The organism is Phenylobacterium sp. (genome assembly GCF_044358365.1).
Lineage (GTDB): Bacteria > Pseudomonadota > Alphaproteobacteria > Caulobacterales > Caulobacteraceae > Phenylobacterium.
The window spans coordinates 1-22,232 of the sequence record NZ_JBIKNZ010000038.1; the positions used below are offsets into that span (position 1 = coordinate 1).

General features: G+C 65.2%; 26 protein-coding genes and 2 tRNA genes. 9 read left to right on the plus strand and 19 right to left on the minus strand.

Annotated elements, in window-relative coordinates; genetic code table 11:
• Positions 1-97 precede the first annotated feature (97 nt).
• From ACIQ3B_RS11420 to ACIQ3B_RS11445, 6 genes are all read right to left on the minus strand, one after another.
• The gene (locus ACIQ3B_RS11420; protein ID WP_397402634.1) at positions 98-1,216 is read right to left on the minus strand and encodes a CaiB/BaiF CoA transferase family protein; all 1,119 of its coding nucleotides are present in this window, start codon (positions 1,214-1,216) and stop codon (positions 98-100) included.
• Positions 1,213-2,361, minus strand: a complete 1,149-nt coding sequence (locus ACIQ3B_RS11425) for a CaiB/BaiF CoA transferase family protein (protein ID WP_397402636.1) — start codon at positions 2,359-2,361, stop codon at positions 1,213-1,215. The genes ACIQ3B_RS11420 and ACIQ3B_RS11425 overlap by 4 nt, the downstream gene beginning before the upstream one ends.
• Positions 2,361-3,545: an acyl-CoA dehydrogenase family protein gene (locus ACIQ3B_RS11430; protein WP_397402638.1), complete on the minus strand. Its 1,185-nt coding sequence runs from the start codon at positions 3,543-3,545 to the stop codon at positions 2,361-2,363. Before ACIQ3B_RS11430 ends, ACIQ3B_RS11425 begins: the two co-directional genes overlap by 1 nt.
• The gene (locus tag ACIQ3B_RS11435; RefSeq protein WP_397402640.1) at positions 3,545-4,063 is read right to left on the minus strand and encodes a MaoC family dehydratase; all 519 of its coding nucleotides are present in this window, start codon (positions 4,061-4,063) and stop codon (positions 3,545-3,547) included. The genes ACIQ3B_RS11430 and ACIQ3B_RS11435 overlap by 1 nt, the downstream gene beginning before the upstream one ends.
• Before the next feature lie 4 nt (positions 4,064-4,067).
• Positions 4,068-4,871 carry an HpcH/HpaI aldolase/citrate lyase family protein gene (locus ACIQ3B_RS11440; RefSeq protein ID WP_397402642.1) on the minus strand — a complete coding sequence of 268 codons (804 nt, stop codon included), beginning with the start codon at positions 4,869-4,871 and terminating at the stop codon, positions 4,068-4,070.
• 188 nt (positions 4,872-5,059) lie between these two features.
• Positions 5,060-5,347: a winged helix-turn-helix transcriptional regulator gene (locus ACIQ3B_RS11445; RefSeq protein WP_397402644.1), complete on the minus strand. Its 288-nt coding sequence runs from the start codon at positions 5,345-5,347 to the stop codon at positions 5,060-5,062.
• A 104-nt stretch (positions 5,348-5,451) separates the two neighbouring features.
• Between ACIQ3B_RS11445 and ACIQ3B_RS11450 the strand changes: the two genes are divergently transcribed.
• A complete protein-coding gene (locus ACIQ3B_RS11450) occupies positions 5,452-6,009 on the plus strand; it encodes a carboxymuconolactone decarboxylase family protein (protein ID WP_397402646.1) in 558 nt (185 codons plus the stop codon).
• A gap of 22 nt (positions 6,010-6,031) precedes the next feature.
• Here ACIQ3B_RS11450 and ACIQ3B_RS11455 read toward each other — a convergent pair whose 3' ends face one another.
• From ACIQ3B_RS11455 to ACIQ3B_RS11480, 6 genes are all read right to left on the minus strand, one after another.
• The gene (locus tag ACIQ3B_RS11455) at positions 6,032-6,916 is read right to left on the minus strand and encodes a polysaccharide deacetylase family protein (protein WP_397402648.1); all 885 of its coding nucleotides are present in this window, start codon (positions 6,914-6,916) and stop codon (positions 6,032-6,034) included.
• 203 nt (positions 6,917-7,119) lie between these two features.
• Positions 7,120-7,908 carry an aminoglycoside phosphotransferase family protein gene (locus tag ACIQ3B_RS11460; RefSeq protein WP_397402698.1) on the minus strand — a complete coding sequence of 263 codons (789 nt, stop codon included), beginning with the start codon at positions 7,906-7,908 and terminating at the stop codon, positions 7,120-7,122.
• 185 nt (positions 7,909-8,093) lie between these two features.
• Complete coding sequence (locus ACIQ3B_RS11465; protein WP_397402650.1) at positions 8,094-8,510, minus strand: type II toxin-antitoxin system VapC family toxin; 417 nt, start codon at positions 8,508-8,510, stop codon at positions 8,094-8,096.
• A complete protein-coding gene (locus tag ACIQ3B_RS11470; protein ID WP_397402652.1) occupies positions 8,507-8,770 on the minus strand; it encodes a type II toxin-antitoxin system Phd/YefM family antitoxin in 264 nt (87 codons plus the stop codon). Before ACIQ3B_RS11470 ends, ACIQ3B_RS11465 begins: the two co-directional genes overlap by 4 nt.
• A gap of 68 nt (positions 8,771-8,838) precedes the next feature.
• A complete protein-coding gene (locus ACIQ3B_RS11475) occupies positions 8,839-9,678 on the minus strand; it encodes an SDR family NAD(P)-dependent oxidoreductase (protein WP_397402654.1) in 840 nt (279 codons plus the stop codon).
• Positions 9,675-10,001, minus strand: coding sequence for a hypothetical protein (locus ACIQ3B_RS11480; RefSeq protein ID WP_397402656.1), 327 nt, complete (start codon positions 9,999-10,001; stop codon positions 9,675-9,677). Before ACIQ3B_RS11480 ends, ACIQ3B_RS11475 begins: the two co-directional genes overlap by 4 nt.
• Positions 10,002-10,098: 97 nt before the next feature.
• On the opposite strand from ACIQ3B_RS11480, the gene ACIQ3B_RS11485 reads away from it, so the two are divergent.
• Genes ACIQ3B_RS11485 through ACIQ3B_RS11505 form a run of 5 tightly spaced genes read left to right on the plus strand, consistent with a single transcriptional unit; the run spans position 10,099 to position 13,591 of the window.
• Complete coding sequence (locus tag ACIQ3B_RS11485) at positions 10,099-11,328, plus strand: class I SAM-dependent methyltransferase (protein ID WP_397402658.1); 1,230 nt, start codon at positions 10,099-10,101, stop codon at positions 11,326-11,328.
• Positions 11,325-11,693, plus strand: a complete 369-nt coding sequence (locus tag ACIQ3B_RS11490; protein WP_397402660.1) for a hypothetical protein — start codon at positions 11,325-11,327, stop codon at positions 11,691-11,693. Before ACIQ3B_RS11485 ends, ACIQ3B_RS11490 begins: the two co-directional genes overlap by 4 nt.
• Positions 11,690-12,184: a VOC family protein gene (locus tag ACIQ3B_RS11495; RefSeq protein WP_397402661.1), complete on the plus strand. Its 495-nt coding sequence runs from the start codon at positions 11,690-11,692 to the stop codon at positions 12,182-12,184. The genes ACIQ3B_RS11490 and ACIQ3B_RS11495 overlap by 4 nt, the downstream gene beginning before the upstream one ends.
• A gap of 48 nt (positions 12,185-12,232) precedes the next feature.
• Positions 12,233-13,294 (plus strand): histidinol-phosphate transaminase, encoded by a 1,062-nt coding sequence (gene hisC, locus ACIQ3B_RS11500; protein WP_397402663.1) that lies wholly within the window; start codon positions 12,233-12,235, stop codon positions 13,292-13,294.
• A gap of 60 nt (positions 13,295-13,354) precedes the next feature.
• On the plus strand, positions 13,355-13,591 hold the full coding sequence (locus tag ACIQ3B_RS11505) for a CDGSH iron-sulfur domain-containing protein (RefSeq protein ID WP_397402665.1): 237 nt from the start codon (positions 13,355-13,357) through the stop codon (positions 13,589-13,591).
• A gap of 10 nt (positions 13,592-13,601) precedes the next feature.
• Here ACIQ3B_RS11505 and ACIQ3B_RS11510 read toward each other — a convergent pair whose 3' ends face one another.
• On the minus strand, positions 13,602-15,092 hold the full coding sequence (locus ACIQ3B_RS11510; protein WP_397402667.1) for an alpha/beta hydrolase domain-containing protein: 1,491 nt from the start codon (positions 15,090-15,092) through the stop codon (positions 13,602-13,604).
• A gap of 126 nt (positions 15,093-15,218) precedes the next feature.
• On the opposite strand from ACIQ3B_RS11510, the gene ispH reads away from it, so the two are divergent.
• Positions 15,219-16,175 (plus strand): 4-hydroxy-3-methylbut-2-enyl diphosphate reductase, encoded by a 957-nt coding sequence (gene ispH / locus ACIQ3B_RS11515; protein WP_397402669.1) that lies wholly within the window; start codon positions 15,219-15,221, stop codon positions 16,173-16,175.
• Positions 16,176-16,272: 97 nt separating this feature from the next.
• Here the strand turns inward: ispH and ACIQ3B_RS11520 are convergent.
• Positions 16,273-16,349, minus strand: a tRNA-Pro gene (locus ACIQ3B_RS11520).
• A gap of 149 nt (positions 16,350-16,498) precedes the next feature.
• On the opposite strand from ACIQ3B_RS11520, the gene ACIQ3B_RS11525 reads away from it, so the two are divergent.
• Positions 16,499-16,572 (plus strand) — tRNA-Gln (locus ACIQ3B_RS11525).
• A gap of 8 nt (positions 16,573-16,580) precedes the next feature.
• Here the strand turns inward: ACIQ3B_RS11525 and ACIQ3B_RS11530 are convergent.
• Together ACIQ3B_RS11530 and ACIQ3B_RS11535 are read right to left on the minus strand one after the other, a co-directional pair.
• On the minus strand, positions 16,581-17,117 hold the full coding sequence (locus tag ACIQ3B_RS11530; RefSeq protein ID WP_397402671.1) for a GNAT family N-acetyltransferase: 537 nt from the start codon (positions 17,115-17,117) through the stop codon (positions 16,581-16,583).
• Positions 17,114-19,201 carry a S9 family peptidase gene (locus ACIQ3B_RS11535; RefSeq protein ID WP_397402673.1) on the minus strand — a complete coding sequence of 696 codons (2,088 nt, stop codon included), beginning with the start codon at positions 19,199-19,201 and terminating at the stop codon, positions 17,114-17,116. The genes ACIQ3B_RS11530 and ACIQ3B_RS11535 overlap by 4 nt, the downstream gene beginning before the upstream one ends.
• Positions 19,202-19,319: 118 nt before the next feature.
• On the opposite strand from ACIQ3B_RS11535, the gene ACIQ3B_RS11540 reads away from it, so the two are divergent.
• Positions 19,320-20,159, plus strand: coding sequence for a serine protease (locus ACIQ3B_RS11540; protein WP_397402675.1), 840 nt, complete (start codon positions 19,320-19,322; stop codon positions 20,157-20,159).
• Between the two features lie 115 nt (positions 20,160-20,274).
• Here ACIQ3B_RS11540 and ACIQ3B_RS11545 read toward each other — a convergent pair whose 3' ends face one another.
• The 3 genes from ACIQ3B_RS11545 to ACIQ3B_RS11555 all read right to left on the minus strand — a co-directional run bounded on the left by ACIQ3B_RS11545 (position 20,275) and on the right by ACIQ3B_RS11555 (position 22,231).
• Positions 20,275-20,847 (minus strand): hypothetical protein, encoded by a 573-nt coding sequence (locus tag ACIQ3B_RS11545; RefSeq protein WP_397402676.1) that lies wholly within the window; start codon positions 20,845-20,847, stop codon positions 20,275-20,277.
• A gap of 558 nt (positions 20,848-21,405) precedes the next feature.
• A complete protein-coding gene (locus tag ACIQ3B_RS11550; protein WP_397402678.1) occupies positions 21,406-21,855 on the minus strand; it encodes a MaoC family dehydratase in 450 nt (149 codons plus the stop codon).
• A 76-nt stretch (positions 21,856-21,931) separates the two neighbouring features.
• Positions 21,932-22,231, minus strand: a complete 300-nt coding sequence (locus ACIQ3B_RS11555) for a DUF1330 domain-containing protein (protein WP_397402680.1) — start codon at positions 22,229-22,231, stop codon at positions 21,932-21,934.
• Position 22,232 lies beyond the last annotated feature (1 nt).

A 22,232-nucleotide genomic window follows, 5' to 3' on the forward strand; every position in this document is an offset into this window, starting at 1 on the left:
GGACGCCATCGGACGCTTCATCGACCTCTTCACTCCGACCGAGTGCGCCAACTACTTCAAGAGCTGCGGATACGATGCAGACTGAATGGAATCCGCTCTAGCCCCAGCCGCTGGCCACGATCTTGTCGCGATCCGCGTCAAGTTCCGGGATCGCCGGGTCGACCACACCCGGTTCGTCACGGAACCTGATCGGCGTACCCACCACCTCGTTGCCTTCTGTGTCGAAGGCCAGCATGCCTCGTGCGGCCACCGCAGGGTCTGCGAAACCTTCCTTCAGGTTGCGCACGGGAGCGAAGCAGACGTCCTTGCCTTCGAACCAGGCTTCCCAGTCAGCGCGGGTCCGGGTGCGGAAGGTCTCGCGGTAGAAGTCGCGCAGAGGGTACTGGCCGGGCCCGGGCTGCAGCTCGGCATAGGGCAGCAGGTCCAGCCGCCCCAGGGCGTCCAGCAGATTGCGGGCGAACTTCACCTCCGAACCGCCCAGCGCAATCCACTGGCCGTCGGCGCACTCATAGAGCTGGAACATGGCCGAGCCGCCCCAGGATCGTTCATGCTTGGGCGTGTGCGGTTCGCCGGTGGCGAAGATCTTCCCGGTGACATTGGGCGTCCAGGCCAGCAGCGAATCCAGCATCGCCACGTCCAGATAATCGCCGGCCCCGGTGGTCTGGCGCCGCAGCAGCGCCATCAGCACGCCCGAAAGCGCCGTCAGCGAGGCCAGGGCGTCGGCCACCGGCATATGTGGCGAGGCGGGCTTGCCGTCCTGGCCCTCGTTCAGCGCGATCACGCCCGCCAGCGCTTCGACGGCCAGATCGTGGGCTGGGCGGTCGCGGTTCGGGCCGTCCTGGCCGAAGGCGCTGATGGAGCAGTAGACTATGCCGGGGTTGACGGCGCGGACAGCCTCGTAGCCAACACCCAACCGGTCGACGACGCCGGGTCTGAAGGCCTCGACCAGCACGTCCGCCTCATTCGCCAGCGCCCAGAACAGGGCCTTGCCGTCCTCGGACTTCAGGTCCAGCTGGATCGAGCGCTTGCCGCGATGGGTGTTGCGGAACCAGACCGAGGCGCCGTTCTTCATATAGCCGATGTGGCGGCTGGGCTCACCGTCGCCGGCGGGTTCGACCTTGATCACGTCGGCGCCGTGATCGGCCATCATCAGGGTCAGCATCGGACCCGGCAGGAACAGCGACAGGTCCAGAACCTTGACGCCTGCCAGCTTCACGACAGGCTTTCCGTCAGTTGGGCGGTGTGCTCTCCCAGCTTCGGCGCCCGCACGCCCGGTGCGCGCTGGCCGTCGATCTTGATGGGGCATGCCAGCATGTGCAGTCCCTCGGGCCGGTCCGGGTGGTCAATGGCGTCGCGCATTCCCACCTCGCGGACGAAGGGGTTTTCCAGGGCCTCGGCCAGATTGCGCACCGGAGCGAAGGGGACCTGGCCGGCGAAAAAGGCCTGCCAGTCGTTGGTGCTGCGTGTGGCGAACTGTGCGTCCAACGCTTCGGTCAATGCGTACAGGTTGGCACGTCGCGCCGGGATGCTGATGAAGCGTGGATCGGCCGCCAGATCTTCCCGTCCGGTCATGGCGCAGAAAATTTCCCAGAACTTCTGGGTCTGGCACATGAAGAGGCCCCATCCATCGCGGGTGCGGACCAACTGCGAAGGGGCGATAGAGGGATGGGCGCCGCGGGGCAGGCGACCCACGTCGTGGCTCTCGTTCATGGCCCATACAGCGGGATAGGAGGTCTGGTGCAGGGCCACGTCGAACAGCGAAACGTCGACCTCGCAACCCTCTCCGGTGTGGCGGGCAGACAGCACCGCCGAGACGATGCCCAGCGCCCAGACCGCGCCCGTCATGAAGTCGACCATCGACAGTCCGAACCGGGTGGGCGGCGCGTCGGGCTCGCCGGTCAGGGTCATGAAGCCGGCCTCGGCCTGCATCAGATAGTCGTAGCCCGGCCAGGATTCGCGGCTATTTCCGCGCCCGTAGGCCGAGAGGTGGGCGCAGACGACGGCCGGGTTGATCGTCTTCAGGGTGTCGTAGGTCAGCTTCAGCTTGACCGGCTGGTCGCCACGCAGGTTGTCGACCACGGCGTCAGCAGTACGGACAAGCGCCTCGAAGATGGCGCGGCCCTCCGGCGTCTTTAGTTCGAGCGCGATGGACTTCTTGGAACGCGAGAAGGTCTGGAAGAACTCGCTGTCGCCTTCGCCCAGGAAATAGGGGCCGGTCGCGCGGCTGATGTCGCCGCCCATGCTGGGCGCCTCGATCTTGACCACCTCGGCGCCCAATTCGGCCAGCAGCTGGGTGCCATAGGGCCCCGCTCCATACTGCTCGACCGCCAGGATACGAACGCCCTCAAGCACCCGTTTCATCAGGCCGGGTTCCGTGCAACCAGCTGGCGGGCGATGATGATCCGCTGCATCTCATTCGTACCCTCGCCGATGCACATCAGCGGCGCGTCGCGGTAGAGCCGCTCGATCACATATTCCTTGGAGTAGCCGTAGCCGCCGTGGATTCGCATGGCCTCGGTGGCGACTTCGACGGCGGTCTCGGAGGCGAAGTACTTGGCCATGCCGGCTTCCATGTCGATGCGGCCGCCAGCGTCGAAGGCGCGGGCGGCGTCTTCCACCAGCAGTTCGGCGGCGCGAGTGCGGGCCGCCATGTCGCCGAGCTTGAGCTGAATCGCTTGATGCTCTGCAATCGGCTTGCCCATGGTCCGGCGGGTCTGGGCGTATTTGACGCTTTCCCTGAGCGCGCGCTTGGCGATGCCCACCGAACGAGCGGCCACATTGATCCGGCCGATCTCCAGGCCGCCGGTGGCCATCACCATCCCCTTGCCTTCCTCGCCGCCGATCAGGCTGAGTTCGGCCGGGCAGCGATAGTCCTCGAAGATGAACTCGCCGGAATCGATACCCTTGTAGCCCAGCTTCTCCAGCTTTCGGCCGTTGGAGATGCCGGGCAGTGGCGCGCGGGTCTCCGGGCTGATCTTGGGCGTGATCAGCATGCTCATCCCTTTGTGGCGGGGCTGGGCCTCAGGATCAGTCTTCACCAGCAGGCAGCAGACGTGGCCCTGTATGGCGTTGGAAATCCAGGTCTTGGTCCCATTGACGACGTAGTCGTCACCCTCGCGCCGGGCCACCGTGCGGATCGCCTGCAGGTCGGTGCCTGCATCAGGTTCGGTCAGGCCAAGGCCGCCGCGCAGCTCGGCGCTGGCGAACTTCGGCAGCCAGTATTCGCGCTGCTTCTCAGTCCCGAATTTCTGGACCACCAGGGCCATCATGAGGTGGGAGTTGAAGATGCCGGTCAGACTCATCCACTCCTCGGCGATGCGGGTGACAATCCGCACATATGTCGAGGCTGACAGCCCAAGCCCGCCATACTCCGGCTCGATAAGCGCGCCGAACAGGCCCAGCTCAATCATGTCGTCGACGAGGTCGGCGGGCCACTCGTCGTCATGCTCCAGCTGCATGGCGACGGGGGCGACCTTCTTCTCGATCCACTTGTCGATGGCGTCCAGAATGGTGCGTTCGTCGGCTTCGGAAATGCGCGCGTCCATCAGTAGGTTCCCACCTTGTCTTCGACCGCGTTGCCGCGGCCCGGGATCAACATGTTGCGAGTGAAGGTGCAGACCATCTCGCCGCGCTGGTTCTTGCCGATCGTCCGGATGGTGACGATGCCCTGGCCTGGCCGCGACTGGCTCTCGCGCTTGGCCAGCACCTCGCTCTCGCCGTAGAGGGTGTCGCCGGCGAAGACCGGGACCGTGAATTTCACGTCGTCCATGCCGAGATTGGCTATGGCCTTCTGCGACGTGTCGGTGACGCTCATGCCAATCAGCAGGGCCAGGGTGTAGGTGCTGACCACCAGATTCTGCTTGAACTCCGAGGCCTTGGCGTACTCGGTGTCGAAGTGCATCGGATGAGTGTTGAGGGTAAGCAGGGTGAAGAGGTGATTGTCATATTCGGTGACCGTTTTGCCGGGCCGGTGCTCGTAAACGTCGCCAACGTGGAAGTCCTCGAAGTAGCGTCCGAAGGTCTCGCGGTAGCGCTGTGGCCCCACCTCTTTCCAGTTCTGCACCAACTCAGACTCCCGTGCGTTCAAGGGTTCGCCGCGCGGCGCGGACCACCGGCAGTTCGATAAGCTTACCGTCCAACAGGGCGGCCCCGCCGTTGGCGGCGTCAAAGGCTTCAACAACACGGCGGGCCCGGTCGACCTCCGCCATGGAGGGCGAGTAGGCGGTGTTCACGATCTCGACCTGACCCGGATGGATACAGGCGCGGCCGGTGAAACCCAGGGCCTTGGCGCGCCCGGTTGAGCTGGTCAGGCCGACTTCGTCGGCGATATCCAGATAGGGTACGTCCAGGAGTTCTGCGCCAGCGCGCGCCGCTGCGGCGGCCAGGGCGCCACGCGCATAGAGCAGCGCGTCCCACTCCAGGGTGCACCCGACCTCCGCCGAATAGTCGGCGGCGCCGAACAGGATACCTCCGACGCCAACCGCAGAAGCGATGTCCCAGGCCTGACGCAGACCTTCGGGGCTTTCAATGATCGGCCACAGCGGCCGCGAGTCTCCCAGTCGCAGTCGGAGACTGGCCACCTGTCCCGGCGCCTCGACCTTGGGGATCATCACGAAGGCGACCGGCAAACCGGAAAGCGCGCGGCAATCGGCGTCCACATGCTCGCTGGCCGGTCCGTTGATCCGTACGCCGAGGCCAGGTCGCGCACCGCGGGTGAGGAAGTCGATAACAGCAGAGCGAGCTGCGTCCTTGGCCTCTGGCGCAACCGCGTCCTCCAGGTCGATGCAGACCGCATCGGCGCCCGCGCCAAGGGCCTTTTCAAACCGTTCCGGTCGGTTGCCGGGGACAAACAGAAGGGACCGAAAGGCCATGTGGGCGAGGTGTCCGGAAAAATTGTCCGGACAAATTAGGAGCCTGAGCCTGGAACGTCAAATGCCAAGCGTCCGGCGCAGCCGGTTTGAATTCGCGCAGGTGGGCTGAATGTCCGAGCCGCCGTGGGTTCGGGGGCGCTTTCAACGCGCACAAGGGCCGGGAATGACCGACGCCGATCATGTCTCGATCATTCTGGCGGGCCGCTTTGCTGCTGATCAGCCCAACTCGCGGCAAACCTGTTCAGCGGCGCGAACGCCGTCATCAATTCCTTCCCGAGCACTGTGAGTTCATAGCCTTCGCCGGCGCGGAGTTGCAGCAGGCCGGCCGTCCTGAGTTCCGACGTTCTGGTCTGGAGGACCGTCGGTGAGACATCATCGCAGGCTGTGCGCAAGGCGCGCGACGAAAGGGGTCCGTCTCGAAGCTCCCAAAGAACACGCAATGTCCACCGTCGGCCAAGCAGGTCCAGCAGCACCATGATTGGCCGGCCTGTGCGGGATCCGCGGACTGACTTCACCATGCTTGACTCCGCTACAATTTTGATAGCAAATTGCTACTTGAACCATAGCAGAGAGATTGTTCATGTCGCGAATTGTTCCGCTGGACCCGCCTTATGATGCCGATGTTCAGGCCAGCTTTGACCTGGTGATGCGTGGGGCGTCGCCGTTGATCCTGTTCCGCACCGTAGCCACGAGCGACCGGGCCTGGAGGAAGTTCCGGGGAGGGTCCTTGCTGGACAAAGGACCCCTATCGCTGCGCGAGCGCGAGTTGGTGATCGACCGCACCTGCGCGCTTACGGGTTGTGAGTACGAGTGGGGCGTTCACGCGTCGGCCTTTGGCGCCGCCGCCAGCCTCTCCGACGATGAACTGGCCTGCACCGTTCATGGAGGATCTCGGGCAACGATCTGGACCGCAGCAGAACAGGTGCTGCTCGCGACGGTCGAGGCGCTTCACGCCAATGCGACGCTTGATTTGGCCGAGTTCGAGGCCCTGGCGGCCCACTACCGTAGCGATCAAATTCTGGAGATCATGATGCTCTGCGGTTTCTACCGGATGGTCGCGTATGTCTCGAACGGGCTGGCTCTGCCGCTGGAGCCCGGAGCAGCACGCTTCCCGCCGGCACCTGCGGCCGCAGCCTAGCTCTGTCTGCCAGGGACGGTGATCAAACCGGCGCCGGAACTGCTGCCGCAAACGCCTCTGCGATCTCCCTGCGGCTGGCGATCCAGACGTCAGGCCGCTTGGCGATGTGGTCCAGGAACCCCTTGAACGCCCCGATCCGTCCCGGCCGTCCGATGATCCGCAGGTGCAGGCCGAGGCTCATATAGCGGGCGCCGTCGAGCTCGGCTTCGTCGGCCAGCCAGTCGAAGGTGTCCGTGGCGTACTGCAGCCAGTCGCGCGCGGTCAGCGACGGGGCCAGCCAGAACTTCATGTCGTTGGAGTCCAGCGCATAGGGCATCATCAGCATCGGCCGCTTTGCCCCGTCGGCCATCTCGACGGTCTCCCAGAAGGGAAAGTCGTCGGAATAGTCGTCCATGTGATAGGTAAAGCCCTCCTCCACCAGTAACCGGCGCGTCACCTCGGTGTGAAGGTAGCGCGACAGCCAGCCGACCGGGCGCTGGCCGGTGGTCTTTTCCAGGCTGTCGGCAGCCTTGCGGATGAACTCCCGCTCCTTGGCCTCGTCCATCCAGAACTGGTGCGCCCAGCGATAGCCATGGCTGCAGACCTCGTCGCCGCGTGCGGCGATGGCGCGCGCGATCTCCGGCGCCCGCTCCAGCGCCAGCGCCGCCGCCGTCCAGGTGGCGCGGATGCTGTGCTCGTCCAACAGCTTCAGGATGCGCGGCGCGCCGGCCTTGATGCCGTACTGATAGTTGCTCTCGTTGCCGTGCATCCGCATCGGCCGCTTGGGCACGGCGCTGAGCTCGTCGACCGGCTCCGGCCCCTTGTCGCCGTCCCGGATATTCTGCTCGGCGCCCTCCTCGACATTGACGACGATGGAGAGGGCGAATTTCGAGCCGTTGGGCCAGCGGAAGTCAGGTGGGGCGGGCATGGCTGGTCCTCAGGAAGCGACTGTCCTCAAATGGTATAGGATTATATCATTTGAAGTCCATCAGAAGCCCGGACGCAGTCGGATTGAAGCTGGCGTTTCGTCGCCGTTTCCCAGTTGCGCTTTCGTTTCACCCAACGACCGACCAAAGGCCTATTCTTGGGATCGGCTTTGGCCCACTGGAGAAATCAGGCAGCCGCGCGGCTTTATCCGAGAACCTCAGTCAACGTGCGCCGGCTGATATCACATAGCGTAGGATTTGTGCGGAGGTAGAAGGCTAAGGCGATAATCGCACTGAAGATAGCCCAGCCACGGCCGCGCAGCCATGCCGCCTCATCTGCCTCCACTACCTCGCGAAAGACCTTGCGACTCGCCGCGTCCAGGAAATTCCAAGCCACGAAGAGGTCACAGGCCGGATCGCCTACACCCATCAGGCCGAAGTCCAGCACGCCGACGATGCGACCGTCGCGGATAAGTAAGTTGCCGGGGTGCAGGTCTCCGTGCACCCAGGCTCCCGCACCGACATGCAAGGGTGCCGCTAGTGCTTGATCCCAAGCCGCCAGTACCGCGGTCTCGTCGACCTCGTCGCCGAGCGAAGCCACGTCGTTGCGCACCCTTTTGTCGAGTAGCGCCAGCGATACTCCCCGCCCACTGTTAGCGCGGCCGGCCGCCGGCCCCCCCGCAGCGTCGATCCGCCCCAATGCGTGGAGAAAGCCGCCGAGATCGCGAGCCGCAATGGACAGATCATGCACTCGCGCCGACGCGGCATCTTCGCCTGGCAACCAGGGATGTACCGACCAAGCCCAAGGATACGCCGCATCAGGTTTCCCGCCTGCTATTGGCGCAGGGATCGTCAAGGGCAGCTGAGCCGCGAGCCCTGGCAGCCAGCGTTGTTCACGCTCCGGCTGGGAAGCGGCGCTCACGCGCATCGGCAGTCGCACCGCCAGTCCATCTCCAAGCCGAAAGATTGCATTGTCCGTTCCAGCCGAATTCACCCGCTGAAGCGGAAGATGTGCCCAGGCCGGAAACTGCCTCGCAAGGAGTTGGCCAACCAATGCCTCGTCTATGCGGGGACCATCGTCGGGAGTGTTCAACTTACCAGCTTAGCAACATTGGATGGACAATGTCCGCTTTCCGCCCATGAGGGTGGATGCAGTTGGCCGATGCATACACTTCGTCGCTAGCTCCACGGCGAATGCAGCTTGCAGCCACTAAACTGGAAGTCTCTCACGTTGCGCGTGACCACGGTGAGATCGTGGACAATGGCGGTCGCTGCGATGAGTTCGTCTGCGGGACTGACCGTTCGTCGGGCGATCCGATGGCGCGCGGCGACGTCTGCCCAGGCCGCCGCGATCCGTGAATCGACGTCGAGAGTCCGATCCGCAAACGTCACCAACACTTGTGTCAACCAGCCTTCCAGCTCCTGGCGTCGCGGTCCATCAGGCAGGATCAATGCACCGTAGCGGAGCTCGCCCATGGTCAGAACGCTCATCCACAGGTCATCTGACGCTTGTGCTCCAAGCCAGGTGGCCAATCCGGGGTTCGGCGTGCGTTTCCCCGTATCGCTGACGGCGTTCGTGTCGAGAAGAAAGCTCAAATGTCGATATCGCGTGGCGGAAAGGGACGCCGTTCGAGTGCGCGATAGAACTCAGGATCATCGATCTTGGGGAAGGACAGCAAGAGAGTCCTGAAGTCTTGCGGCGCGCCGGGCGCGGACGTCATCGCCTCGTAGGCATCCTTCGACATGACGACCACAGCATCACGACCCCTGACGCTAATGGTCTGCGGGCCTTCCGATCTCGCACGTCGCACAACTTCCGACAGTTGATTCTTCGCCGTAGCGAGGGTCCAAGCCATGTCATGCTCCAGATAGCTATCCGAGATGGCTATTTAGGCGATCAAGGCTCCGATGTCGAGCTTTGCCCTCAGTGCGGCTCCTCGCCACCCGACACGTTCAGGCTCTCCGCCGTGATATACGCCGCTTCGTCCGAGCACAGGAACGCGACCGCCTTGGCGGTATCCTCCGGCAGGCCAGGGCGCTTCAGGGGGATCCGGTCGGCCATGGCCTTCAAGTAGTCCTCGACCGAGGCCGCGCCCACGACCTTGGCGAAGTATTCGTTTTGCCAGGCGCCGAGGCCGGTGGTGACGTGGTTGGGGCAGACGTTGTTGACGGTGATCGCGTGCGGACCCAGTTCGATCGCCGCGGAGCGCGCCAGTCCGACCAACCCATGCTTGGACGAGGTATAGGCCTGGGCGTGGGGGAAGCCGGACTTTGCGGCCTGGCTGGCGATGTTGACGATCCGGCCACCGCGCCCCTGAGCGACCATGATCTCGGCCGCAGCGCGAAGGCCGAAGAACGAACCCGTCAGGTTCACGTCGATGACAGCCCGCCAGTCGTCGGGGGTGACCTCCAGCAGCGGCTTCATGATGTAGCCGATGCCGGCGTTGTTCACCCAGATATCCAGAGAGCCGTGCGTATCCACTGCATGTTTCGCCAGCGCCTGGGCGGCAGCGAAGTCGCGCACGTCACAGACGCAGGTCGAGGCCTGGCCGCCGTCAGCACGGATTTCGGCCGCAATAGCCTCCATCTCGGCGGTGGCGCCGATCATGGCGTCTGGCGTCGCGGCGTCGAGCGAGGCGCCAATATCGGAGATCACGACTGCGGCGCCCTCGGCGGCCAGTCGCCGCGCAATGGCTTCACCCAGGCCCGCGCGGCGTCCGGAACCGGTGACGACGGCGGTCTTGCCCGTGAAACGTCCGGTCATTTCTTACGCTTCCAGCCGATCTTCTTCATGATCAGGAACTGCACCTCGGCCATGCCCTGGAACTCGCCGGCGATCGCCTGCATCACCGGAGTGGCCACATCGTCACCGAACTGGCCCATGTCGCGCACGTCGATGATCTCGATGTAGCGGTAGGGCGATGGGCCGCCGCCCATGACTTCCTTGGTCTTGAACACCTCGAACTTGCGGATCGAGGGCAGGCCGTTGACGGTGGGCAGGTCCTTGGCCCGGGCCCAGGCTTCATAGTCGGCGACTTTGACGCCGGGCTTGAGATTGAACAAAGCGATGATGCGGGTGGTCGCCATGATTCCTCGGGGGCACAGGACATATTGAAATGATATAGACATAGACCATTTGGATCGTGAAGCCCTTGGCGTATTGTGGTGTCGAAGGAGACCCGAAATGGACGGCAGCGGTGATCTGAAGAATGCGGGCCCGGCACAGGCCTATGACGGGCCTCCGGACTACCGGGCCGTCGGCCGCCACGGGGTGTTCCCCGAGACCAGCCACGACGAGATCGCGCGCCTGAACTTCCTGGCCCACATGAATCGCCATCTCGCCACCCGGGTCATGCCGCACGTAAAGACAGCCTGGGAGCAGCGCGCCGAGCCGAAGCTGAAGGCCGAAACCGGAGCGGCCCCCCGGACCCGCCACGATGTCCGCAAGGCCCTACTGAAGGATCCCACCTACCAGACCTGGTCTGCGCTGCGCCGCATGACCATGGAACAGCGCCAGCAGGCCGGTCGCTGGACCACCATCCGCCAGGCCGAACAGCTGGCCGCGATCGCCCGCACCCTGACCGAAGGCGACACGCGGCTGGAGCTGGATCCCTCGCTGCCGATCCCGCGCTACATCTCGGCCGTGGACCACCACTGCATGCCGGGCAGCTACCACAAGGAACTGTTCCCCGGCGACGTCTCGGGCGCCGCCAACTACGACCACGCCATCTTCGCCACCACAGGCGGGGCGCTGGGCCGCTATTCGGACGGCGGCGGCCATGCGGTGGTTCAGTGGGTGCGCAAACACCTGCCTGACTTCAAGCCGACCCGTATCCTCGATATCGGCGCGACACTGGGTCAGAATATGATCCCCATCGCCCAGGCTTTCCCGGACGCCGAGGTCGTGGCGCTGGATGTGGGCGGTCCGATGCTGCGTTACGGGCTGGCGCGCGCCAAATCCATGGGCGTGGAGAACGTTCGGTTCGTGCAGGCCGACGCCTCGGATCTGTCGCGCTATCCGGACGAGAGTTTCGACTGGGTGCAGACCACCATGTTCCTGCACGAGCTTAGCTACGCCTCGATGCGTGCGATCTTCAGCGAGAGTTTCCGTGTGCTGAAGCCGGGCGGCATCGTCCTCCATGTGGAGCAACCACAGTACGCGCCTGAGATGCCGCTATTTGAACAGGCGATGCGCGACTGGGACGCTTTCTACAACAATGAGCCGTTCTGGAGCACGCTGCACGAGATCGACCTGGACGCCTATATGGTCGAGGCCGGCTTCTCGAAGGACAGGCTGATCCACGATGGCGTCACAGCCGTGGTCGACCGCGATGTCTTCCCCGACGCAGCTGACGATGAGGGCGAGGACTACGGCCGCAAGGCGGCCTGGCACGTGATCGGAGCGCGCAAGTGAGCATAGCTGACGCCCTGACCCGCTCGTCCGCCAAGCCGGCGGGCAAGCGCCCGTATTTTCTGACGCCGGAGACCGAGCGGGTGCTGGCCATCACCATGGCCGCCGTTCAGGAACTGGCCGTGGCGCGTGAGCGCATCGATACGCTTGAGCGCTTGCTGGAAGCCAAGGGCGTAGTTCGGCGCGACGAGATAGAGCAGTTCGCACCCACCGCTGACCAGGCCGCCGAGCGAGGCCTGTGGATGCAGGAATATCTGACCCGCGTGCTTCGCATCGTCCAGCAGGAGGCCGAGGCGGTGGAAGCCAACACGGCGGGCGATCTCTATTCGGAGGAAGTGGCGGTCGAAGTCTCGCGAGCCGACGCATGACCCACGAGGTTTCCAGCCTGATCCGCAGCGCGGTGTTCGTTTCCGACCTGGAGCGTTCGACCGCATTTTACAGCGCCCTGGGGTTCACATCCGTCTACTTCGAAGGTGAGCTTGACGGACCGTCCACCGCCGCTGCGCTGAAGACGCCACCCGCCACGGTCTGCCGCTGCCGGATCCTGCGCCCGGAAGGCCGCCCGAACTTCGGGATGATCGGCCTCTTCGAACTGACGCCAGCGCAGGAGGCCATCCCGCGCGGCGAAGGCCCCCCACGTCTGGGCGAGGTGGCCTTGGTGCTCTACGCCACGCCGATCCATGCGGCGGTGGAAGCAGCCCGAGCCGCGGGCGCGAGCTGGTCGCCGGACCCCAGCCTATTCGTCATGCCCCACCGGCAGCAATACGAAGTCTGCCTGCGCGACCCTGACGGCGTGCTGATCAACCTGATCGACCGCCCGCCTAGCGAGCAGGATGGGATGGCGCCGGTGGGTGGATGAGCGCGAGGTCTTTGCCCGGCTCACCCTCTCTGCGGTAGACACCAGTTCATGAGCCGTTTCTGGAGCCGCCTGACCCACGACCTTGACCCCTATGTGCCGGGCGAGCAGCCGCGCATGGGCGGGCTGGTCAAGCTGAACACCAACGAGAGCCCGTTCGGGCCGTCACCGCTCGCGCTTGAGGCGCTGCGGGCAGGAGCCACGGACGAGCTTCGCCTCTATCCAGATCCGCAGTCGGGTGTGCTCCGGACCGCGCTGGCCGCTTACCACGATGTGACGCCCGATCAGGTGTTTGTCGGCAATGGTTCGGATGAGGTGCTGGCCCACGTCTTCGCTGGCCTGTTGAAGCAGGATGGGCCGCTGCTGTTCCCCGACATCACCTACAGCTTCTATCCGGTCTATTGCCGGCTGTTCGGCATCACCCACGAGACTGTGCCGCTGGATTCGGGTCTGGGGGTCCGCGTGGATGACTATCGCCGTCCGGCCGGCGCCGTGATCCTGCCCAATCCGAATGCGCCCACGGGCATCGCGCTGACGCGGGCCGAGATCGTGGCCTTGCTGGAGATGCACCCGAACGCGCCCGTGGTGATCGACGAGGCCTATGTGGACTTCGGCGCCGAAACGGCGATCCCGCTGGTGGCGGACTATCCAAACCTGCTGGTCGTGCAGACGATGTCAAAGTCGCGCGCGCTGGCGGGTCTCAGGGTTGGCTATGCCATCGGCGACGCGGCCCTGATCGAGGGGTTGAACCGGGTGAAGGACAGCTTCAATTCCTACCCGCTGGGCCGATTGGCTCAGGCTGGGGCGATCGCCTCGCTGGAGGATGAGGCATGGTTCCAGCAGAGCCGGGTACGGGTTATCGAGGGGCGGATACGGCTGGAGCATGGGCTGGCAGGGTTTGGCTTCGAGATCCTGCCCTCTTCCGCCAACTTCGTCTTTGCCCGTCACCCCGGCCATGTCGGCGCAGCCCTGGCGTCAGAATTGCGCCAGCGCGCCGTGATCGTCCGCCACTTCGCGGCCCCACGCGTCGCGGACTTTCTGCGGATTACGGTAGGAACCGACGATCAGATCGACGCGTTGCTGGCCGCATTGTCGGAGATTGTGAGCGCTTGAGCCCTGGCGTCCGACAGGCCACACTCCGTGTGACTACGCCGCTCACCCAAGGAAGCCGTCATGACCGCCCCTGTCCGCGCCGCCGAGACCCCATTCGCCGTCGAGGTGGAGGAGGGGCGAGACTACTGGTGGTGCGCCTGTGGACTTAGCAAGAGCCAGCCCTTCTGCGACGGCTCACACAAGACCACTGACATCACACCGGTAAAGTACGCCGCCACCAAGAGCCGCACCGTGTTCTTCTGCGGTTGCAAGGTGACCGCCAAGCAGCCCCTCTGCGACGGAAGTCACAACAACTAGGGCTACCCCGCTATCTTGCAGCGGGCGCCTCAGGGTACGTCGCATCCGCAAGGGCGCGGATGCCGGCCTGATCCGCCGGCAGGATGAAGCCGGCCTTCATGGCGCGCGCCAGTGCGGCGTTGAACCGGCGCAGGTACTGCGGCTTGCCGCCCGGATAGAGCCGCTGCAGCGTCGCCGCGTCAAACACCTCGGTAGATCCCGCCAGGAAGCCGAGCGGCCCGCCGGAGTTGCCGAGGCCCGAGTGTTTCGCGGTCGGCACGTCCACCCATGGCGAGCGGATGCCGCCCTTGGCGTTGCCTTCTGCATCCAGCACCAGCGCGGGCGCCCCGCCGCCGGCGGGCGTGACGACTTCCAGTCGCGGAGCCTTCGGCGGGGCGCGACCGGTGCGAACCCAGGCGTTCAGGTGCGACAGCGCCGACATGGCCACATAGTGATGCTGGGGCGCGGCGTTCATCGGCTTCACGAGCTTGCCCAGGATGGTCGCTGTGGTGGGCTTCCACGCGGCGACCAGGCTGGCCATGGGGGCCTCGCCAGAGTCGATGGCGCTGACCATCAGGGCATAATTGTCCACATGGGCGGTCCCGGCCATCTCCCAGGTGCGCAGCCGGTCGGTATCAGGCTGGCGGGCCAGCAGGAAGCCGCCGCCCTGGCTGCCCATCAGGTCGGTCTCGGCGATGAGCGTGAGCACCGGAACCCTCAGGTCGTCGCGCAGCCGGAGCCCCGCAGGCGCGCGCGATCCGCCCGGCGCGCCGCCGACGCTCGATCCAGGCGACAGCATGGCTGCGCTGCCGGAGCGGGAGTGGATCAGAAAGCCGTCATAGAGGCGGACCAGCGGGTCCACGGCGTTGACGTAGGTGGTCAGGTACGAGGCCGACTGGCTCTCGCCCATGGCCAGCACGGCCCGGTGCTTCAATCCGCCCAGCACCTGGCCGCTTTCCACCACCCGGCCGGCCTGTGTGAAGATGTCGAAGGCGAAAGCGTCGCCGGGATGGCTGAGTTTGCCATAGCGTGCGGGGTTGGCTGATTTCAGCGCCCCGCCCGAACCGAACCTCGAGCCGCCCTCGACCCCCACCCGCTGGGCCGAAACGCCCACATAGGCATAGCCGCTGCGCAGCAGCTCGCGGTGGGTATAGGACCAGTCCGGCGCGGCATCCAGGCCGCCAGTCACGTTCAGCCATTCCACGGCGACCGTGCCATTGAAGCGGGTCGACTGCGCCGGACGCACCACCACGATCCGGGTCATGTAGGGGGAGGTCGCATCCGGCAGGGCCTGCCAGCGGCCATCGATCGTGGCCTCGCCGGCCAGCTTGTAAGATTGAGCGGTCCCGGCCAGGAAGAACTCCTCGACCACATAGCCCTTGGCCTTGAGATCGAAGGCGCCCAGCCGAAGTGTCGGCGCGCCGGCCACTGCGGTCACCACCGGCATTTCGGCCGCGACCGCCGTTCCCGCCAGTCCGGTCGCCAGTGCGCCCGCCATCACGGCTCGTCGTGTCGCCCGCATGATCCGCATCGTTTCGCCCCTTTTCCTTGTTGGGAAAGGCATAGCGCGCCCGGCGAAGATCTGCATCCGTGAAGTCGAGCCCGGATGGCGTTTGCGGCCTGCGCCCGCGCACCTTAAGTTCGCAGCATGACCACCAGACCCCCCATCACCGTCCTGCTCGCCAGCCCGCGCGGCTTTTGCGCCGGCGTGGACCGGGCGATCCAGATTGTGGAGCGGGCCATCACCAAGTATGGCGCGCCGGTCTATGTGCGCCACGAGATCGTCCACAACCGCCATGTGGTGGAACGGCTGAAGGCGCTGGGGGCGGTGTTTGTCGAGGAACTGGACGAATGCCCCACGGACCGGCCGGTGGTGTTCTCGGCCCACGGAGTACCCAAGTCGGTGCCGGCAGAGGCGAAGGGCCGCAAGATGCTCTTCCTCGACGCCACCTGCCCGTTGGTCTCCAAGGTGCATGTGGAGGCCGAGCGCCACCATGATGCGGGGCGCGAGATCGTGCTGATCGGTCACGCGGGGCATCCGGAAGTGGTGGGCACCATGGGCCAGCTGCCCGATGGCGCTATCGCCCTGATCGAGACAGTGGCCGACGCCCGGGCCTATGCGCCGCGCGATCCGGGCAATGTGGCGTTCGTTACCCAGACCACGCTGTCGGTGGACGACACTGCCGAGATTGTGGCGGCGCTCCGCACCAGGTTCCCGGAGATCGCCGCGCCGCACAAGGAGGACATCTGCTACGCCACCACCAACCGGCAGGAGGCGGTGAAAGCCATCGCCGGCCGCGCCGATGTGCTGCTGGTGCTGGGCAGCGCCAATTCCTCCAACTCCGTCAGGCTGGCCGAAGTGGGGCTGCGGTCCGGAGCCAGGGCGCATCTGATCGACGATGCCGACAGCCTCGATTTCGCCTGGCTGGAGGGCGCGCGCGTGGTGGGTGTGACCGCAGGGGCGTCTGCGCCGGAGATTCTCGTCCAGGATGTGATCGATCGCCTTGCGGAACGCTTCGAGGTTAGCGTGGAAGAGGTCGACGCGGCGAGGGAGACGGTGACGTTCAAGCTGCCGAAAGTGCTGGCGCTGGCCGGTGACCGCTGACTTCCAGACGACACCGCCCGACATGTGAGCCCAAGGCGCCAGAAGGCTGCGCCATCGAAAGGCAAAGCCTCTCACCCGCCGTGCGCGGGGAGAGAAATGGTCGGAGTGGCAGGATTTGAACCTGCGACCCCCGCGTCCCGAACGCGGTGCTCTACCAGGCTGAGCCACACTCCGACTTTAGGGAAGCGACCGTATAGAGGAGGGTCTGGCGCCTAGCAAGCGGCCCTTGGCGCCATGGTGCTCAGGGGCGTTGCATCGCGGGGGCGGCTGCGCTATTTCCCCCGCTCCCGAGGGGTCAGCCCCTTGGCGAATCCCGTTCCTGCTGGGGAATGGTGTAATGGTAACACAGCGGTTTTTGGTACCGTCATTCTAGGTTCGAGTCCTAGTTCCCCAGCCAACGCCCCCTCAGAGCGCGATACCCGCGGTATCGGGATCGCGCGTGTCGCCACCGTTGAGCGGCTTCTGCATCCAGACGATGTCCACCCAGCGGCCGTGCTTGAAGCCGAAGCTCTTGCCTACGCCCCGGTGTTCGAAGCCCAGCGCTGTGTGCAGACCGATGGAGGCGGCGTTGCCACTGTCGCCGATGACGGCCACCAGCTGGCGCGCGCCTTGGGCCTCGCAGGCCGCGATCACCGCCGACAGCACCGCGCGGCCCACGCCGCGGCCGACTGCATCGGGAGCGATGTAGACGCTGTCCTCAAGGGTGTATCGATAGGCCTGTCGCTGCCGGAAGGGGCCGGCGTAGGCAAAGCCCAGCACCGCGCCGGCGTCCTCGGCGACCAGATAGGGCAGGCCCAGATCGATAATCGCGCGGCGTCGGGTTTCCATATCCGCCGCTGATGGGGGAACTTCCTCGAAGGTGCCGAACCCGTGCAGCACATGATGGCCATAAATTGCCGCCAGCGCCTCGGCATCTCCGGTTTCAGACGCCCGGATGATCATGTTGCTTTCCAGCCTCCGTCCAGCGCCCAGACGGCGAAGGCGTAATCCAGCGCGATCTCCTTGAGGAAGTCGAAACGGCCGGATGCGCCGCCGTGGCCCGCCTCCATGTTGATCCTGAGCATGATCGGGGCGTCGCCTGTGGTGTTTTCGCGCAGTCTGGCCACCCACTTTGCCGGCTCCCAGTAGGTGACGCGGGGGTCCGACAGGCCTCCGGTCGCCAGGATCGGCGGATAGGGCTGCGCCGAGACCCGGTCATAGGGGCTGTAGCTCTCGATCAGGTCGTAGGCGGCGGCGTCCTCGATGGGGTTGCCCCATTCGGGCCACTCGGGCGGGGTCAGGGGCAGGGTGGTGTCGCTCATGGTGTTCAGCACGTCGACGAACGGCACCGCGGCGATCACGGCGCCCCAGAGATCGGGTCTCAGATTGGCCACCGCGCCCATCAGCATGCCGCCGGCCGAGCCGCCATAGGCCGCAATTCGCCCTTTGGTGGCGTAACCCTCGGCGATCAGATGTTCGCCGCAGGCGATGAAGTCGGTGAAGGTGTTCGGCTTCTTTTCCTTGCGGCCATCGAGAAACCAGCCCCAACCCTTGTCCGAGCCGCCCCGGATGTGCGCCACGGCCCAGATCCAGCCGCGATCCACCAGGCTGAGATTGCGGATGGAGAAGCTGGGGTCCATGGCGTGGCCGTAGCTGCCATAGCCGTAGAGGAGTACCGGCGCCGATCCGTCCTGCGGCGTGTCCTTGAGCATCAGCAGCGTGATCGGCACCTCTGCGCCGTCCGCGGCCCAGGCCAGCAGTCGTCGCGCCACATAGCGGGCAGGGTCGTGGCCCGAGGGAATTTCCTGGGTCTTGCGCAAGGTGCGTTGGCGGCTGGCAAGATCGTAGTCGAAAGTTTGACGTGGCGTGGTCGGCGACTGGTAGACAAAACGGCTGAGGGTGGTCTCGTACTCGTAGCCGGTCTCCAGATTCAGCGCGTAGGCCTCCTCGTCAAAGCTGACGATGTGCTCTGCTCCGTCGCGGGCCATCACCACCAGGCGGTCCAGCGCATTGACGCGCTCGGCGCGGACGAGGTGGCCGGAATAGGCAGCAAAGCCGGTGATGTAGTGGCCGGGCGTGTGCGCGATCCATTCACGCCAGCTGGTCCTGGCGGGGATGGCCGCGTCGGATACGCACAGTTTGAAATCCACGGCCCCGTCGGCGTTGGTGCGGATCACCCAGCGGTCGGTCCAGTGATCCAGGCTGTACTTGATCCCCACACGGCGAGGCTCGGCCACTACGGGTGCTGCGGTCGGGTCGCGCGCCGGGATCAGCCAGATCTCGGTGGTCTCCTGATTGCCCACATGGATCAGGATGTGGCTGTCGTCAGACGCGGCGCCTACCCCGAGGAACATGCCGTCGTCGGCTTCCTCATAGACCAGCACATCCTCGCCGCCACGGGCGGGACGGCGGAAGATCCTGGCAGGGCGGGCGTTTTCATCGCGCCAGATCCAGAAGACCCACTGGCTGTCCGGCGAGAACGTGAAGTCGCCATAGGCGCTCTCGATCGGCGTTCCCAACACCTGACCGTCGGCCAGCGACTTGATGTGGATCGTGAAGTACTCGGAGCCCTGTTCATCCACCGCCCAGGCGTAGAGAGCGTGGTCGGGACTATGGCTGGCGGCGCCCACCTGATAGTAGGCCTTGTCCTTTGCCTCGGCGTCCTCGTCGAGAAGCACCTCTTCGCCGGCCTCCGCGCCTCGCGGCCGGCGGGCGTGGACAGGGTGCTCCGCGCCCAGGCTGTAGCGGGTGTAGTAATCGTAGGCGCCATCAGGCGACGGAACGGAGCTGTCGTCCTCCTTGATTCGCCCCTTCATCTCGGCGAACAGCGCGGCCTGCATCGCCTCGGTGTCGGCCAGCATCGCCTTGGTCCAGGCGTTCTCGGCGTTCAAGTGGTCGCGAATGTCGGCGCGCAGCAGGGCGGGGTCGCGCAGCACCTGTTGCCAGTTGTCGTCCTTCATCCAGGCGTAGTCATCGGTACGGGTGCGCCCGAGCTGCTGGGTGATGTGGGGCCGGCGGGCGGCGACGGGAGGGCTGGAGCGCTTCATAGCGTCTAGATGCGGCGCCGCGACCCCGGGCTCAAGCGGTCGCCGAAATTCAGTGTTTGCGCATCAGGGTGCGGGGCACGTATTGCGCAGGTGTATTTCTTACGAGGACCTCATGGTCATGGATCTCGCTGTGGAGCTTATCCACGCGACCGTTCAGCTGGAACAGCAGCAGACGGACGGCGCCCGGACAGTCGGCACCGGCTTTCTGATCCAGGCCCCGGGCCCGGACGGCGCGGCGCGTACGGTGTTGGTGACCGCCAACCACGTATTCCAGAAGATGACGGGCGCCGACGCTCGCATCGGCTACCGCACGTCCAACAAGGACGGCTCATGGCAGTATGCGCCGAAGCCACTGAAGATACGCGATGCCAACGGCGCCGAGCTCTGGACCCACCATCCGACCCGCGATGTGGCGGTGATGACGATCAAGGCGCCGGAGGCCTTTGCCCGCGCCGCGATGCCGCTGGAATACCTGGCGGGCGACGAAACTTTCAGCCGCTATCAGGTCAAGACCGGCGACGAGATGATGGCTCTGGGTTTTCCCCGCGGGCTTTCGGCAAACGGGGCGGGGTTCCCGATCCTGCGGTCGGGACGGGTGGCGTCCTACCCCCTGGCGCCAGCGAAGATCTTCCCGACCTTCCTGCTCGACTTCTCGGTGTTCCCTGGCAACTCCGGCGGTCCTGTATTCGTCAGCCGGGCCCTCACGAAGGACAGTCCGGTGGAGGTAGACGCGGTCGACGGCGGCGGCGAGAACAACGGATTCATAGCCGGCCTGCTGACCCAGCAGGTGGAGCTCAACAAGGAACGCCTGGAAATCGGAATCGTCACCCACGCCCAGTATGTGCGCGAAACCATTGCCCTGTTGCAGGACCCGACGACGGAGTCCACGGTCGCCAGCTCCGGCGAGACGGAGGGCGCAAGGGCGGCTGCCGCAGCCGACTCATCGCGGGACGAGTGACCCGTTTGCGTGGCCGGCAGACATTCCCGACCGGCAAAGCCATGCCTGGATGCAGGCTCCGTCCAATCGCCTCGGCATTGTCCAGCGGGATAGCGCGAGGCGGTGCGGTACAGACCTATGCTTCCGGCTGGTCGTCCGGCTTTTCCGCGACCACCCGGATTGTCGCGACCGCCAGGCGGCGATACAGGCGTCTGCGGCGTGCGATGGGCCACCAGTCGTAGAGAAAGATCTCGACCGGTCGCCAGTTGGCAACCCAGCCCAGGATGATCAGGCCCTCGTTGTAGAAGCGCCCGAAATAGCCCGTTCCTACGATCCCCTCGCTGGCCTTGCCGATCACGACGCATGCGGCGAGGACAGAGATACCAATGGCAAGCGCGGCACGGCCTGTACGGAACAGTTCGCGCAGGTCCCAGCCCAGAACATCAGCGCGATAGGCGAAGTAGTTCTGCATGGCGGCTTCGATATGTCGGGCCTGTTCGCTGACGGCCGCTCGCGCTGGAAGGTGGACGATGATCTCTACCGGTCGCTTGCCTGGCGTTTCCCGGGCCCACCCGACCACATACTCCTCAACACCCGAATCGAGATCGCGCTCTCGAAAAGGCAAGGGGTCCAGCGTGTGGAAAAGTTGCCCGACGTTCTGGATTCGCAGCTGGATAGGTGCGGAGACGGGGCGAAGGCGGCGCGCCATGACAGTTCGTCTGGTTTTCCCTGGCGGCCAGTTCTGTCGCCATGGCCACTTTCAGACGACGTGACCGCACTGGCGTTGACTTCGCGCAACGAACCCGCAGCCGCGAACCGTTAGTCGCAGATAGCTGCATGAGCGCTACCTTGTCGCCATGGTCGCCGCACTGCTGACAGGCGTCAGCTACGCCTCGATCGCATCGCACTACCCAATGGCGGCTGGCGCTGCCTATGCGGTCCAGCCGGCCTACCGCTCGCCATGGCTCAGTCGTGATGCTGCTCGCCATAGTATTTCTGCTGGTCGTGGGCGCCGACCATCGTTCCGGTCCTGGGCGCGGTTGTCAGCCTGGAAATGATTGTAGCGAGCGTGCGTCAGGACGACTGGCGTGGCCCAGCCATTGCTGGCGGGTTCATCGCGATGAACCTGGTACTCCACGCGCTGACGCGGGGCCGCCGTCAGGCCGGGACGGGACGGTCTCCACCCGGCTCAACACCCGAAAGTCCGTGAACCCCGGGGGGCCACGTAGACGCCGCGGCCTCCCCAGGACTCTCACGTTGGCAGAACTTAGCCGCCGTAGATGATCGACATCGTCTCGGCGATGCAGGCGGGTTTGGCTTCGCCCTCGATCTCGATGGTGCACTCATTCTTGAGTTGCATGCCGCCAGCCTTGGCTTCGGCGCCGATCAGTTTCTGGCGCATGCGCACGCGCTTGCCCACGCGCACCATGTTGATGAAGCGCACCTTGTCCGAGCCATAGTTGATGCCGCGGGTCACGCCCTTGACCGGCAGCATGCCGGCGCCCAGGAACGGGATCAGCGACAGGGTCAGGTAGCCGTGGGCGATCGGGCCGCCGATCTCCCTGGTGGCGCGCTCGACGTCGACGTGGATCCACTGGTGGTCGCCCGTCGCTTCGGCGAATTTGTTGACCCGCTCCTGGTCGATCAGCACCCAGTCCGACACGCCCACTTCCTGGCCGATCATTCCGGGCAGGTCCTTGATCTCGACGGGGTTCATGCGCTCTCGCTCCCTTGGTGTTTGAAACTGGGGCTACGCTCTAGCATCTGTTCGGGCGAGGGCAAGGCGGTGCGGTTCAAGCTTGCGGCGGCACGCCGTCGAAGATCAACACCTCGCTTTGGCTGCTGGCCTGCCGCATGGCCAGCAACGGCTGATACTCCGACGACCCGTAGAAGGCCCTGAGTGTCGCCATGTCCGGAAACTCGAGCAAGACGGTGCGCTTGAGGCGCCGTTCGCCCTCCAGCACTTCCGCCGCGCCGCCCCGGGCCAGATAGCGACCTCCGAACCGGGCGATCAGTTTCGGCACGTCGCGCCTGTAGGCTTCGAAACCTTCCGGGTCCGTGACGTCGATTTCGGCAAGCAAGTAGGCGGCCATG

Coding starts and splice junctions, on each gene's coding strand:
- ACIQ3B_RS11540 (WP_397402675.1), top strand. CDS start 19,320: ATGGATCTCGCTGTGGAGCTTATCCACGCGACCGTTCAGCTGGAACAG.
- ACIQ3B_RS11530 (WP_397402671.1), bottom strand. CDS start 17,117: ATGATCATCCGGGCGTCTGAAACCGGAGATGCCGAGGCGCTGGCGGCA.
- ACIQ3B_RS11450 (WP_397402646.1), top strand. CDS start 5,452: ATGTCGCGAATTGTTCCGCTGGACCCGCCTTATGATGCCGATGTTCAG.
- ACIQ3B_RS11485 (WP_397402658.1), top strand. CDS start 10,099: ATGGACGGCAGCGGTGATCTGAAGAATGCGGGCCCGGCACAGGCCTAT.
- ACIQ3B_RS11510 (WP_397402667.1), bottom strand. CDS start 15,092: ATGCGGGCGACACGACGAGCCGTGATGGCGGGCGCACTGGCGACCGGA.
- ACIQ3B_RS11555 (WP_397402680.1), bottom strand. CDS start 22,231: ATGGCCGCCTACTTGCTTGCCGAAATCGACGTCACGGACCCGGAAGGT.
- ACIQ3B_RS11430 (WP_397402638.1), bottom strand. CDS start 3,545: ATGGACGCGCGCATTTCCGAAGCCGACGAACGCACCATTCTGGACGCC.
- ACIQ3B_RS11445 (WP_397402644.1), bottom strand. CDS start 5,347: ATGGTGCTGCTGGACCTGCTTGGCCGACGGTGGACATTGCGTGTTCTT.
- hisC (WP_397402663.1), top strand. CDS start 12,233: ATGAGCCGTTTCTGGAGCCGCCTGACCCACGACCTTGACCCCTATGTG.
- ACIQ3B_RS11475 (WP_397402654.1), bottom strand. CDS start 9,678: ATGACCGGACGTTTCACGGGCAAGACCGCCGTCGTCACCGGTTCCGGA.
- ACIQ3B_RS11495 (WP_397402661.1), top strand. CDS start 11,690: ATGACCCACGAGGTTTCCAGCCTGATCCGCAGCGCGGTGTTCGTTTCC.
- ispH (WP_397402669.1), top strand. CDS start 15,219: ATGACCACCAGACCCCCCATCACCGTCCTGCTCGCCAGCCCGCGCGGC.
- ACIQ3B_RS11535 (WP_397402673.1), bottom strand. CDS start 19,201: ATGAAGCGCTCCAGCCCTCCCGTCGCCGCCCGCCGGCCCCACATCACC.
- ACIQ3B_RS11440 (WP_397402642.1), bottom strand. CDS start 4,871: ATGGCCTTTCGGTCCCTTCTGTTTGTCCCCGGCAACCGACCGGAACGG.
- ACIQ3B_RS11505 (WP_397402665.1), top strand. CDS start 13,355: ATGACCGCCCCTGTCCGCGCCGCCGAGACCCCATTCGCCGTCGAGGTG.
- ACIQ3B_RS11545 (WP_397402676.1), bottom strand. CDS start 20,847: ATGGCGCGCCGCCTTCGCCCCGTCTCCGCACCTATCCAGCTGCGAATC.
- ACIQ3B_RS11455 (WP_397402648.1), bottom strand. CDS start 6,916: ATGCCCGCCCCACCTGACTTCCGCTGGCCCAACGGCTCGAAATTCGCC.
- ACIQ3B_RS11425 (WP_397402636.1), bottom strand. CDS start 2,361: ATGAAACGGGTGCTTGAGGGCGTTCGTATCCTGGCGGTCGAGCAGTAT.
- ACIQ3B_RS11550 (WP_397402678.1), bottom strand. CDS start 21,855: ATGAACCCCGTCGAGATCAAGGACCTGCCCGGAATGATCGGCCAGGAA.
- ACIQ3B_RS11470 (WP_397402652.1), bottom strand. CDS start 8,770: ATGGCTTGGACCCTCGCTACGGCGAAGAATCAACTGTCGGAAGTTGTG.
- ACIQ3B_RS11480 (WP_397402656.1), bottom strand. CDS start 10,001: ATGGCGACCACCCGCATCATCGCTTTGTTCAATCTCAAGCCCGGCGTC.